General features: G+C 62.1%; 12 protein-coding genes. 8 read left to right on the top strand and 4 right to left on the bottom strand.

The features are described from left to right. Positions 1 to 649, top strand: a 649-nt coding sequence (locus QWJ46_RS09555; protein ID WP_302750874.1) for an electron transfer flavoprotein subunit alpha/FixB family protein, incomplete at its 5' end; no start/stop codon positions are given. A 149-nt stretch (positions 650 to 798) separates the two neighbouring features. Continuing rightward, positions 799 to 1,680: a 3-hydroxybutyryl-CoA dehydrogenase gene (locus QWJ46_RS09550; RefSeq protein ID WP_064805274.1), complete on the top strand. Its 882-nt coding sequence runs from the start codon at positions 799 to 801 to the stop codon at positions 1,678 to 1,680. A gap of 174 nt (positions 1,681 to 1,854) precedes the next feature. Here the strand turns inward: QWJ46_RS09550 and QWJ46_RS09545 are convergent, their stop codons facing one another. Continuing rightward, positions 1,855 to 2,517 carry a TlpA disulfide reductase family protein gene (locus QWJ46_RS09545; RefSeq protein WP_302750873.1) on the bottom strand — a complete coding sequence of 221 codons (663 nt, stop codon included), beginning with the start codon at positions 2,515 to 2,517 and terminating at the stop codon, positions 1,855 to 1,857. 24 nt (positions 2,518 to 2,541) lie between these two features. Here QWJ46_RS09545 and argH point away from each other — a divergent pair, with 24 nt between their 5' ends. The 4 genes from argH to QWJ46_RS09525 all read left to right on the top strand — a co-directional run bounded on the left by argH (position 2,542) and on the right by QWJ46_RS09525 (position 8,510). Continuing rightward, on the top strand, positions 2,542 to 3,945 hold the full coding sequence (gene argH / locus QWJ46_RS09540; RefSeq protein WP_302750871.1) for an argininosuccinate lyase: 1,404 nt from the start codon (positions 2,542 to 2,544) through the stop codon (positions 3,943 to 3,945). A 153-nt stretch (positions 3,946 to 4,098) separates the two neighbouring features. After that, a complete protein-coding gene (locus QWJ46_RS09535) occupies positions 4,099 to 4,293 on the top strand; it encodes a lipoprotein (RefSeq protein WP_003582619.1) in 195 nt (64 codons plus the stop codon). Between the two features lie 12 nt (positions 4,294 to 4,305). Further along, positions 4,306 to 5,574, top strand: coding sequence for a diaminopimelate decarboxylase (gene lysA / locus QWJ46_RS09530; RefSeq protein ID WP_302750870.1), 1,269 nt, complete (start codon positions 4,306 to 4,308; stop codon positions 5,572 to 5,574). Positions 5,575 to 5,840: 266 nt separating this feature from the next. Further along, positions 5,841 to 8,510 (top strand): TIGR02302 family protein, encoded by a 2,670-nt coding sequence (locus QWJ46_RS09525; RefSeq protein WP_302750869.1) that lies wholly within the window; start codon positions 5,841 to 5,843, stop codon positions 8,508 to 8,510. A 33-nt stretch (positions 8,511 to 8,543) separates the two neighbouring features. Here QWJ46_RS09525 and QWJ46_RS09520 read toward each other — a convergent pair whose 3' ends face one another. From QWJ46_RS09520 to QWJ46_RS09510, 3 genes are all read right to left on the bottom strand, one after another. Next, entirely contained in the window at positions 8,544 to 8,903 is a 360-nt protein-coding gene (locus QWJ46_RS09520) for a response regulator (protein ID WP_010028815.1), read from the bottom strand. A gap of 135 nt (positions 8,904 to 9,038) precedes the next feature. Next, entirely contained in the window at positions 9,039 to 9,581 is a 543-nt protein-coding gene (gene hpt, locus QWJ46_RS09515) for a hypoxanthine phosphoribosyltransferase (protein WP_064805282.1), read from the bottom strand. A gap of 129 nt (positions 9,582 to 9,710) precedes the next feature. Then, positions 9,711 to 10,364, bottom strand: a complete 654-nt coding sequence (locus QWJ46_RS09510) for a hypothetical protein (protein ID WP_302750868.1) — start codon at positions 10,362 to 10,364, stop codon at positions 9,711 to 9,713. A 206-nt stretch (positions 10,365 to 10,570) separates the two neighbouring features. Here QWJ46_RS09510 and ftsE point away from each other — a divergent pair, with 206 nt between their 5' ends. Both ftsE and QWJ46_RS09500 read left to right on the top strand, forming a co-directional pair. Further along, on the top strand, positions 10,571 to 11,230 hold the full coding sequence (gene ftsE, locus QWJ46_RS09505) for a cell division ATP-binding protein FtsE (protein WP_064805284.1): 660 nt from the start codon (positions 10,571 to 10,573) through the stop codon (positions 11,228 to 11,230). Continuing rightward, complete coding sequence (locus tag QWJ46_RS09500) at positions 11,223 to 12,242, top strand: ABC transporter permease (RefSeq protein ID WP_302750867.1); 1,020 nt, start codon at positions 11,223 to 11,225, stop codon at positions 12,240 to 12,242. Before ftsE ends, QWJ46_RS09500 begins: the two co-directional genes overlap by 8 nt. Positions 12,243 to 12,264: the final 22 nt, after the last annotated feature.

The following is a 12,264-nucleotide window of genomic DNA, read 5'->3' as shown; positions in this document are numbered from 1 at the left end:
CGGCAAGACGGTGCTGCCGCGGGTGGCGGCACTGCTCGACGTCGCCCAGGTCTCGGAGATCATCGAGGTCGTCTCCGCCGATACCTTCAAGCGGCCGATCTATGCCGGCAACGCCATCCAGACGGTGCAGGCCAGCGATACCAAAAAGGTGATCACCGTGCGCACAGCCTCCTTCGCTTCCGCGGCTGAAGGCGGTTCGGCAACGGTCGAGGCGATCCCGGCCGTCTCCGATCCGGGCCTGTCGCGGTTCGTCTCCGATGCGCTGTCGGCCTCGGAACGTCCGGAACTGACCTCGGCCAAGGTGATCATCTCGGGCGGCCGGGCGCTCGGCTCGGCCGAGAAGTTCAAGGAGATCATCCTGCCGGTTGCCGACAAGCTCGGCGCCGCCGTCGGCGCAAGCCGTGCCGCCGTCGATGCCGGTTATGCCCCGAACGACTGGCAGGTCGGTCAGACCGGCAAGGTGGTGGCGCCCGATCTCTATATCGCCTGCGGCATCTCCGGCGCCATCCAGCATCTGGCCGGCATGAAGGATAGTAAGGTGATCGTCGCCATCAACAAGGACGAGGAAGCGCCGATCTTCCAGGTCGCCGACTATGGCCTCGTCGCCGATCTCTTCGACGCCCTGCCGGAACTGCAAAAGGCGCTCTGAGCGAGGCAAATGCCTTTCTTTCGCACTTGCGAATGACTGGAAAATTGTCTTTTATCGGTCTACTACTTACTGCCGGGCGATCTTTCGTCCGGCAGTATTGCTAATATAATACGGCAACGCGGGGGCGACTGCCGAGCGGGGGTTTGGAGATGAATGCGGTGTTGAAGAATATTGGTATTATCGGTGCCGGCCAGATGGGCTGCGGCATCGCGCATGTTTCGGCCGCCGCAGGTTACAGGGTTCACATCTATGATCTCTCGCAGGACCGCATCGAATCCGGCCTCGCCACCATCAACGGCAATCTCGCCCGCCTGGTGACGAACGGCAAGATGACCGACGAGGAACGCAAGGCGACCTTGTCGCGCATATCAGGCTCCGCCGATGTCAACGATCTCGCCCCGTCCGATCTCGTCATCGAGGCGGCCACCGAGGACGAAAGCGTCAAGCGCAAGATTTATAGCCAGGTTTGTCCGGTGATGAAGCCGGAAGCGCTGCTGGCCACCAACACCTCTTCCCTTTCCATCACCCGTCTTGCTGCCGCCACCGACCGCGCCGAGCGCTTCATGGGCATACATTTCATGAACCCGGTGCCGGTGATGAAGCTGGTCGAGCTGGTGCGTGGAATTGCGACCGATGAGAAGACCTTCACCGCCGCCAAGGAGTTCGTCGGCTCGCTGGAGAAGACCGTCACCGTCGCCGAGGACTTCCCGGCCTTCATCGTCAACCGCATCCTGTTGCCGATGATCAACGAGGCGATCTATACCCTCTACGAAGGTGTCGGCACCGTCGACGCCATCGACACGGCGATGAAGCTCGGCGCCAACCACCCGATGGGGCCGCTGCAGCTTGCCGATTTCATCGGCCTCGACACCTGCCTGTCAATCATGCAGGTGCTGCATGACGGCCTGGCGGACTCGAAATATCGCCCCTGCCCGCTGCTGGTGAAATATGTCGAAGCCGGCTGGCTCGGACGCAAATCCGGCCGCGGCTTCTACGATTATCGTGGCGAAGTGCCCGTGCCGACGCGGTAAGCAGACATCATCAGAAAGGGCGAATGGACCGCACGCCCGCGAAATGCTTTCCTTGCCGGGAACGGGAGGAATGCCATGTCGACCGAAACACCCATGTTCCTGCTGCAATGTTGCGTCCTGATCGGACTCGCAGGCGTCTTCCTCATAAGAGGCGATGGGGATTGAGCGATATCCTCACGACCCGATTGCACCCTTGATCAGCGCCTTGGCATCTTCGCTGTCCCAGGCGGCAGGCCCATTCATGGCGGAAATCAGGCAGCCCTTGTCGTCGAGCAACAGCGTCACCGGCAGGCCGAAAGCGAGACCTTCCTTCTTCAGGCTGTTGAAGACGCCGATCGTATTGTCGCGGTAAAGCTGCAGCGCATCGACACCGGTCTCGGCAAGGAAAGTCTTCGGCTTTTCATCGTCGCCAGTGTCGATATTGACCGGCACGACCTGGAACTTGTCGCTGCCCATCTCCTTTTCCAGCGCGTTCAGCGCCGGCATCTCCTCGCGGCAGGGGACGCACCATGTCGCCCAAAGATTGAGCAGCACGGTCTTGCCGGCGAAATGATCGAGCGTCAGCGGTTTGCCATCCGGTCCGTTGAAGGAAACCGTGGTCAGTTTGCGCGGCTCGCTGGCGGCAACCATGGCGGCGACCTGCCCCTTCATGAGCGGCGTCAGATTGGCAGCGCGCTCCTTTGCCAGCGGGCATTCGGCCGAAGCGCTGCTGCCGATGCCATTGCCAATGCCCGTCTCCTTCACGTATACCGCTGCCGCACCTGCAACGACACCTGCAACGGCGGCGATTGCGATCAGTTTTCCGGACGGCAGGCCGAAGGGTTTTTTCGTCGTCATTTCATTCTCCAGGACGGGCATCTTATGGCCGAGAACAACACGGACACCAAATCCTCCAACCAGATGTGGGGTGGTCGCTTCGCCTCCGGCCCGGACGCGATCATGGAGGAGATAAATGCCTCGATCGGTTTCGACAAGAAGCTATTCGCCCAGGATATCCGTGGTTCCGTCGCCCATGCGACCATGCTCGCCCATCAGGGGATCATCTCATCAGACGATAAGGACAAGATCGTTCACGGGCTAAACACGATCCTGTCAGAAATCGAAAGCGGCAATTTCGAATTCTCGCGCCGGCTCGAAGACATCCACATGAATATCGAAGCACGCCTGGGGACGCTGATCGGTCCGGCGGCCGGCCGGCTGCACACCGCTCGCTCGCGCAACGATCAGGTGGCGCTCGATTTCCGCCTCTGGGTGAAGGAAGAGCTTGAGAAGACCGAACGGATGCTGACCGGTCTGATCGCGGCGTTCCTCGACCGCGCCGAGGAACATGCCGAAAGCGTCATGCCGGGCTTCACCCATCTGCAGACCGCCCAGCCCGTCACCTTCGGCCATCATTGCATGGCCTATGTCGAAATGTTCGGCCGTGACCGCTCGCGTGTGCGCCACGCCATCGAACATCTGGACGAAAGCCCGATCGGCGCGGCCGCCCTTGCCGGCACCGGCTATCCGATCGATCGACATATGACGGCCAAGGCACTGGGTTTCCGTGAGCCCACCCGCAACTCCATCGACACCGTCTCCGACCGCGACTTCGCCATCGAATTCCTGTCGATCGCCGCGATTACAGGCATGCATATGTCGCGCCTCGCGGAAGAGATCGTCATCTGGTCGACCCCGCAATTCGGCTTCGTGCGCCTGTCGGACGCCTTCTCGACCGGCTCCTCGATCATGCCGCAGAAGAAGAACCCCGATGCGGCCGAACTGGTGCGCGCCAAGACCGGCCGCATCAACGGCTCGCTGATCGCACTGCTGACGATCATGAAGGGCCTGCCGCTCGCCTATTCCAAGGACATGCAGGAGGACAAGGAGCAGGTCTTCGACGCCGCCGAGAGCCTGGAGCTGGCGATCGCCGCCATGACCGGCATGGTGCGCGACATGGCCGTCAACACAGCGCGCATGAAGGCGGCGGCCGGCTCCGGCTTTTCGACGGCGACCGATCTTGCCGATTGGCTGGTGCGCGAAGCGGGCCTGCCCTTCCGTGATGCCCATCACGTCACCGGCCGCGCCGTGGCGCTCGCCGAAAGCAAGGGCTGCGATCTTGCCGAGCTGCCGCTCTCCGACCTGCAGGCCATCCATTCCGCAATCACCGACAAGGTCTACGACGTGTTGACGGTGGAAGCCTCGGTCGCCAGCCGCAAGAGCTTCGGCGGCACGGCGCCCTCCGAGGTACGCAAGCAGATCGCCTTCTGGCGCGCCCGCAATTGAGAGATAGCGGGAGGCTGAAAGCCGCCTCCCCCTTCCTGCAAGCGGGGAAAGGCCGTCCAACAATCAGGGTGCACAAGGCGGATAAACTTCGCTATGAAGATCCCGTCGTTCGATATGAATGATATCAGCCATACGCCGCACAAGAGGATATCCATGCAGAAGAGCTTGCCGCACCTCATCCGCCTGACGGCGGTGCTCGCCGTCATCGGCCTTGCCGTTGCCGGATGCGGACGCAAGGGCGATCTCGATCCGCCGAGTGCTGCGGCGACGAAGGAAGGCGACGTTTCCAAGCCGACGAAACAGCCCGGCACCGTTGACAAGCCCTTTCTTCTTGACCCCCTCCTTTAAGGCGCGCACCCCGTGAACCATTTCGATTACCGCGACGGCATCCTTTACGCCGAGGACGTCTCCGTTCCCGAGATCGCCAAGGCGGTCGGCACGCCGTTCTACGTCTATTCCACGGCAACGCTGGAGCGCCACTATCGCGTCTTCTCGGAAGCCTTCGCCGATGTCGACTCCATGGTCTGCTACGCGATGAAGGCGAACTCGAACCAGGCCGTGCTGAAGACCCTGGGGCGCCTGGGCGCCGGCATCGACGTCGTCTCGGAAGGAGAACTGCGCCGCGCGCTTGCCGCCGGCATTCCGGCGAACCGCATCATGTTTTCGGGCGTCGGCAAGACGCCGCAGGAGATGGATTTCGCGCTTGAGGCCGGCATCTACTGCTTCAACGTCGAATCCGAGCCTGAGCTCGAGATTCTCAATCAGCGCGCGATCAACACCGGCAAGAAAGCGCCGGTCTCCTTCCGCATCAATCCGGATGTCGATGCCAAGACACATGCGAAGATCTCGACCGGTAAGAAGGAAAACAAGTTCGGCATCTCCTGGGATCGCGCCCGCGCCATCTATGCCCATGCCGCCAAGCTTCCGGGGATCGATGTCAACGGCATCGACATGCATATCGGCAGCCAGATCACCGAGCTGCAGCCCTTCGACGACGCCTTTAAGCTACTGCGCGATCTCGTCGCGACGTTGCGTGCCGACGGCCACTCCATTCATCACGTCGACATCGGCGGCGGTCTCGGCGTTCCCTACAAGGACGACAACAATCCGCCGCCGCTGCCCGATGCCTATGCGGCGGTCGTCAAGAACCAGCTGCGCGGCCTGAACTGCAAGATCGTCACCGAACCCGGTCGTCTGATCGTCGGCAATGCCGGCATCCTCGTGACCGAAGTTCTTTATGTGAAGGACGGCGGCGAGAAGACCTTCGTCATCGTCGACGGTGCGATGAACGACCTCATCCGCCCGACACTCTACGAGGCCTATCACGAGATCCGCCCGGTGACGATTTCGGCAGCAAACGCGCCGCGCATCCGCGCCGACGTGGTCGGCCCCGTTTGTGAGACCGGCGATTATTTGGCGCTCGACCGCGAAATGGCGATGCCGAAGCCCGGCGACCTGATGGCCGTCAGCACTGCCGGCGCCTATGGCGCGGTACAGGCCGGCACCTATAACAGCCGTCTGCTGGTGCCCGAGGTTCTGGTCAAGGGCAGCGATTTTCATGTGATTCGCCCGCGTAGGACCTATGCCGAGCTGATCAGCCTCGATTCCGTTCCGGCCTGGCTCGACTAGAATGCCGCGCAAAAGTGTGAAGCGGTTTTGCGATAACGACATGCCTAAAACAAAGAGCTAAAGCGCAAGAAGCGAATCTGAAAGATCGCGACGCGCTTTAGCGGCAACATCACTTTTCGGCGAATAAACGTGAAAAGGCGGTATTCCTGCCCGTTCGCCCTCGCCTTCGCCACAAAGAATGTTATCCTTTCGTTCATGAGCGTATTGCCCCGCAATCGCCGGAAGCGCCCTCTGTACCAGAACGCCAGATCGCGGAGACCGGACCGATGACAAGCCCCTCAAGGCAGAGGAAGGGTGCATTCGCGCTCCGTCCCTCGCTTGCCCGGCTGGTAACGACGAAACGCCTGCTGGCGCGCACCGTGCTCTTCTTCGAGCAACTGCTGCCGCTGCTGATGCCGGTCCTCTGCATCGTCGCCATTTACCTCTCAGCCTCGTGGTTCGGCATCTTCCGCAACGTGCCGGACTGGCTGCGCATCCTGCTGCTGATCGCCTTTGCCGCGGCGTTCCTCGTCTCGCTTGTCCCCTTCCGCCTTCTGCGCTGGCCGAAAACCGCTGAAGCCGATCGCATGCTGGAAGAGCGCAACGGCCTGCCGCACCAGCCGGTTGCCGTCCAGGAAGACGAGCCGGCCTACGACACGCCCTTTTCGCGGGCACTTTGGCGTGAGCACCAGGTGCGCATGGCCGAAAAGATCGCAGCACTCGATGCCGGCATGCCGCGGCCTGATATCGCCGCACATGACCGCTTCGCCCTGCGCGCCATCCCTGCTCTGCTGCTCGTCACCGCTTTTGGCTATTCGCTGTCGCTCAACGGCGGCTCGATCAGTGACGCATTGCAGTCAGCGCCCGAGCAGGTGGCGGTCGATCCGGCGGTGCGCATCGACGCCTGGGTGACGCCGCCCTCCTATACCGGTCGCGCGCCGATTTACTTGACCGCCGACGGCAGCGAACAGGCGCCGATCGGCATCCCGCAGTTTTCCGGTCTCACCGTGCGCGTCAGCGGCGGAAAGACGGCCGAAAAGGTCGTGTTCCGCAAGGCGAACGGCGAGGCGCGGGATATCGCCGTACAGGCCGACGCAAGGCCGCAGCAGGCGCCCGCACCTGCCAACGAGCAGCCGACGACCGGCGCGCCTGCCAACAATGCCCTCATCGCGCAGACGCATGTGATGAAGCTTGAGGAAAACGGCGCGCTCGAGGTCAATGGTCGCCGCTGGAGCTTCGACGTGCTGCCTGACAAGGCGCCTGAAATCGCCTTTGACGGCATGCCGAAGGTAAGCGTCAACGGCGCGCTGGAAATCGGCTTCACCGTCAAGGACGACTATGGCGTCCAGGAGGGCCATGCCGAGATCGTTCCTATGGAAAACGATCCGGCGGCGACGCCGCTCTATCCGCTGCCGGAGTACCGGCTGGATATCCCCCGCCGCAACGCCCGCGACGCCAAGGGCGTGACCAGCCGGAATCTGACCGAACATCCGCTTGCCGGCAAGCCGGTGCGCATTACCCTCGTCGCCAAGGATGCCGCTGGCCAGACCGGCCGCAGCCCACCCTACGAAATGACGCTGCCGTCGCGGCCCTTCAACGAGCCGCTTGCCGCAGCTGTCGCCGAGGAACGGCAGGTTTTCGCGCTCGATACCCGTAAGATGCCGCAGGCGATCGCGCTGAACGAGGCGCTGACCATCCGTCCCGAGGAGACCATCCCCAAGCTCACCAACTACCTGCTGCTGGAATCGGCCTTGGCCCGCATGAAGCTGGCAAAGGACGAGGAGGCGCTGAAGGATACCGCCCAGTATCTCTGGGAGATTGCGCTCGGCATGGAGGACGGCGATCTTTCGCTTGCCGAGCGCAAGCTGCGCGAAGCCCAGCAGAAGCTTGCCGACGCATTGGACCGCAACGCGCCCGACGAAGAGATCAAGAAGCTGATGGATGAGCTGCGCAAGGCGATGCAGGATTACCTGAGCGAGCTTGCCGAACGCATGCAGAACGCCCCGACGATGCAGCCGAACCAGAATGCGCAGAACATCCTGCGCCAGCAGGATCTGGAACGGATGATGGACCAGATCGAGAATCTCGCCCGCTCGGGCAATCGCGACGCGGCACAGCAGATGCTGTCGGAATTGCAGCGCATGATGAACAACCTGCAGGCCGGCCGGCCGCAGCGGGGCCAGCAGGGTCAGGAAAACAGCGAAGCCCGCAAGCAGATCGACAAGCTCGGCGAGATCCTGCGCGATCAGCAGAAGCTGATGGAAGAAACCTTCCGCCTCGATCAGCAGCTCAAGGACCGTATGCAGCGTGGCGAATCCGATATGGGCGAAAACGATCCGCTGCTCGACGAGATGATGCCGGGAGAGAATGGCGAGCCGCAGGATCAGCAACAAGGGCAGCAAGGCCAGGGCCAGCAAGGTCAGGGCCAGCAACCTTCCGACCAGATGACCGCCGAGCAGCTCAGGGAAGCGCTGAAACAGTTGCGCGCCCAGCAGGATGCGCTCGGCAAGCAGCTCGGCGAATTGCAGAAGAAACTCGGCGAAATGGGCATGAAGCCCGGTCCAGGCTTCGGCCAGGCTCAACGCGAGATGGATGGCGCCGGCCGCGAACTCGGCCAGGGCCGCGGCGACACGGCCGTCGAGAACCAGGGCCGCGCGCTTGAAGCCCTTCGCCAGGGCGCCCGCGACATGATGAACCAGATGATGCAGGCGCAACGGGGCCAGCAGGGACAGGGCCCGAACGGCCAGGTCGGCCAGGGCGATCAGAACGGCCGCGATCCGTTGGGACGGCCACGCATGAGCAACGGCTATATCGACAATGACGGCGTGAAGGTGCCTGACGAAATCGACGTTCAGCGCGCACGCGAAATTCTCGATGCGATTCGCGAGAAGCTCGGCAACAATCCGCCACAGGAAATGGAACGGCGGTATCTCGAACGGCTTCTGGACATCCAGTAAGCCTCATACCGCCGTCAAAGATAGGCGCGCGCTTTAAGCGACAAGCGCCCGGGCGACGGCCTTGCGTATATCGGGAAGCGCAAATGGCTTGGCGACGACGTCGATGATTTTTTCTGCAAGATCGTCGGCGCGCTCGCGCTGCTCGGCATAGCCGGTCATCAGCAAAATCTTCAAAGCGGGGAAGGCGTCCTTCGCCTGATGAGCGAGTTCGATGCCGTCCATCACGGGCATGCGGATGTCCGACAGCAGCAGATCATAGACCCCGTCCTTCAGCTTCTCCAGCCCCTCGGCGCCGTCAGCCGCCTCATCGGTCTCGTGACCGTCGAGCCGCAAGGCCCGGGCTACGAAAGACCGCAGGGAATCCTCGTCTTCCGTAATCAGAATTCTTGCCATATGTGCATTGCTCCGTCTTCAGCCCCGCGACGGAAATCACCAGACTTTCCTTTTCGATCGGTAAAGATGGCGAAGCGATGGACGAGATGGTTAACAACCCGTCTTCACGCGGCAATGACGCGATGCCCGCATTCCTCAGGCGTCGCCGGTCACCACGCCGACGAAGGGCAGTTCGCGAAACGCATAGGCAACGTCCATGCCGTAGCCGACGACGAAGTAATCGGGACATTCGAAGCCGACATAGTCGGCCTCCAGCTTTTCCTTGCGCTTGACCCGCTTGTCGAGCAGCACGGCGATCGTCACGTTGCGCGCGCCACGTTCGAAGAGCAGCTCCTTGGCAAACAGCAGCGTCCGGCCGGACTCGAGAATATCGTCGATCAGGAGGACGTCTCGGCCATGCACGTCGCTATCGATATCCTTGACGATGCGCACGCCCTGCGAAACCGTGCCGGTACCGTAACTCGACAGCGTGATGAACTCGACCTCGGGAGCAAGCCCGGTGTCGTGCAGGGCGCGGATCAGGTCGGCGGCGAAGATGAAGGAGCCCTTGAGCACGGCAATGACGAGCAGGTCCTTGGTCGGGCCGTTGGCGATCTCCCGCGCCATCGCATGATTGCGCTCCGCGATCTGCTCGGCGGTGAAGAGCGGCTCGATATTTTTTCCGCGCACGACAGGCATAAAGGCTTGCTCCATGAAAAGAAGGGTAAGCCGTTAGCACATATGCGCGCCTGAAACAGCCTCGCCGATCATGAAATCAACGGGATTGGCGCATCTTGTGGCGGAAAGCCATTACGAATCCGGTCATTTCTACGGCAGGAAGGAAAGCCGGACCTCCGGCAATTTTCCGCCGGCGTGCTGGACTCGGGCCGAAAAGCCACGGCTTTGGCCGTCGTAGATGACGTCGGCGGGCGGATCAATGACGACGCTTGCCGTCAGCCGTTCGTCGGCCACCAGATCGGCGCGGATCGGATGCACCGTCTGCGTCGTGCCGCTGTCGTTTTCGATGATGCCGTTGACGACGAGCACACGCATGCCGTTCGCATCGCGCGGCGTCACGGTGACATGGGTGAAATGCAGCGGCGCTCCGGAGGAGGCGCCCGCGGCGGAAAGGCCGGAAAAGCCGCCTGCGAGGCCGAAAACGAGCACGGCGAGCGCCAGTACCAGCACCGCGAAGCTGCGCAGCGACGCCCGCTGCAGCCAGGATTCCGCCCTTCGCAGAGCGGAAGCAGCCATCGCCGGCAGGAGCGGCGGCCGTGCGGCGCGCGCAGCCGCCATGCGCCTGCCGTTGTCGTTATGGATCCTGGGGCTGAAGTCCTTCGGCCGGGCTTTGCCGACCGTCACGAATTCGGCGTCGGAAACATCAGCAGGACGTGTTGAACGATACTGGCGGCGTGCGGATTCGGGCGGCAGGAAATCATAGGCCTGGCCCGGTGTCCGGCGGCTGAAGGAGGATGCTTCCACGGTGGCTGCCTCGCAGATGTCCACATGGTTTCGCTGCCGCAAGAAATCTTGGCATTGAAACGAATCCTCCTCAGTCGTAAATTTTAATGGTTAATGCTTCGCAAAGATTGCCATCAAACGGGCGTCTTTCCGGCAAAATTTACCGGCTGTTAACGGTGTTGGTTAACAAGTCGCGCGGTGAAACCAAGAACAGACTGAGCTGCCCGTTGATCCACTTCGAGAATGTCGGTTTGCGCTATGGTATGGGCCCGGAAATCCTCCGGGACCTGACCTTCGACATTCCGAAGAAATCCTTTCAGTTCCTGACGGGCCCATCCGGTGCCGGCAAGACCTCGCTGCTGCGGCTGCTCTTCATGTCGCTGCAGCCGACACGTGGCCTGATCCGCATGTTCGGGCGCGACATTTCCGAAATTCCCCGGCCGGAACTGCCGCTGCTGCGGCGGCGCGTCGGCATCGTCTTCCAGGATTTCCGCCTGCTCGACCATCTCACGACCTATGAAAACGTCGCTTTGCCCTTGCGGGTGCGCGGCAAGGAGGAAAGCTCCTACAAAACCGATGTTCTGGAACTCTTGAAATGGGTCGGGCTCGGCGAACGCATCAACGTGCTGCCGCCGGTCCTCTCCGGCGGGGAGAAGCAGCGCGCCGCTATCGCCCGGGCGCTGATGGACCGGCCGGAGGTCCTGCTGGCCGACGAGCCGACGGGCAATGTCGACCCGCCGATGGCGAGGCGCCTGCTCAATCTTTTCCTCGAACTCAATCGGCTTGGTACGGCTGTCGTCATCGCCACCCATGACCTGACGCTGATGGAACAGGTGGAAGCCCGCCGTATGATCCTCTCGGAGGGGCATCTCGATATCTATGACTGAGCCCCCGTCCAGGAACCGAGAGAAGGCGTCGGCCCAGCCTGCCGCCCAGCAGAAGCGGCCGGAAATGCGCGTGCGCCCGACCGCGCCGATCCTGCCGCCCTCCAATATCCAGGGCAACGCCCTGATGGTGGTCATATCGATCATGGCCTTTCTCGCCTGCCTGACGCTCGGCGGCGTCAGCATGGTGCGTTCGACGGCGGCAAGCTGGGAGAGTCAGATCTCCCGCGAGATCACCATCCAGATCAAGCCGGACGACAATCTCGATATGGAAAAGGCGCTGACGCAGGCACGCGACCTGGCGCTGACCTTCGTCGGCACCAAGAGTGGCCAGATCGTCGACGAAGCGGCCACCGCCCGGTTGCTCGAACCCTGGCTCGGGCCCGGTCTCGATCTCAAGGATTTGCCTGTTCCCCGTCTCGTCGTCATCACGATCGACGAAAACAATCCGCCGGATTTCGATGCGATGCGGGGCCTCCTGAAGGACAGCATCCCGCAGGCGAGCCTTGACGATCACCGCACCTGGGTCGACCGGCTGGTTTCCATGGCGCACACGACGGTGCTGATCGGCACCGGCGTCCTGCTCCTGGTTTTCTCGGCCATGGTGCTGACCGTCGTCTTCGCCACGCGCGGCGCGCTGTCGGGCAACCGGCACATCGTCGAAGTGCTGCATTTCGTCGGCGCCGAAAGCTCCTTCGTCGCCACTGAATTTCAGAAGCATTTTCTGAAGATCAGCCTCAAGGGCTCAGCGATCGGCAGCGCGCTTGCCGCTCTTTTCTTCGCTAGCGCCGGCTTCTGGCAGAGCCGCACGCTGGCTACACCGGAAACCGATCAGGCAACGGCGCTGTTTGGCACCTTTTCCGTTGGTGTACTCGGTTATGCCGGCATTTTCGCGACGATGATCGTCATCGCGCTCTTGACGACCGTCACGGCGCGGCTGACCGTCATGCGGACGATCTATGAAATCGATACATTGCGTTCGGACCCGACGCGCACCGACGGCATCGCAAGTTGATCGTGCCATGCCGTTTTATCGT

Source organism: Rhizobium sp. CBN3 (assembly GCF_030518245.1).
Classification (GTDB): Bacteria; Pseudomonadota; Alphaproteobacteria; order Rhizobiales; family Rhizobiaceae; genus Rhizobium; species Rhizobium aethiopicum_A.
Note: the sequence above shows the minus strand (reverse complement) of the source record. Positions and strands in the feature narration are given on the sequence as shown.

Coding starts and splice junctions, on each gene's coding strand:
- QWJ46_RS09550 (WP_064805274.1), top strand. CDS start 799: ATGAATGCGGTGTTGAAGAATATTGGTATTATCGGTGCCGGCCAGATG.
- hpt (WP_064805282.1), bottom strand. CDS start 9,581: ATGCCTGTCGTGCGCGGAAAAAATATCGAGCCGCTCTTCACCGCCGAG.
- QWJ46_RS09545 (WP_302750873.1), bottom strand. CDS start 2,517: ATGACGACGAAAAAACCCTTCGGCCTGCCGTCCGGAAAACTGATCGCA.
- argH (WP_302750871.1), top strand. CDS start 2,542: ATGGCCGAGAACAACACGGACACCAAATCCTCCAACCAGATGTGGGGT.
- QWJ46_RS09500 (WP_302750867.1), top strand. CDS start 11,223: ATGACTGAGCCCCCGTCCAGGAACCGAGAGAAGGCGTCGGCCCAGCCT.
- QWJ46_RS09525 (WP_302750869.1), top strand. CDS start 5,841: ATGACAAGCCCCTCAAGGCAGAGGAAGGGTGCATTCGCGCTCCGTCCC.
- QWJ46_RS09520 (WP_010028815.1), bottom strand. CDS start 8,903: ATGGCAAGAATTCTGATTACGGAAGACGAGGATTCCCTGCGGTCTTTC.
- QWJ46_RS09535 (WP_003582619.1), top strand. CDS start 4,099: ATGCAGAAGAGCTTGCCGCACCTCATCCGCCTGACGGCGGTGCTCGCC.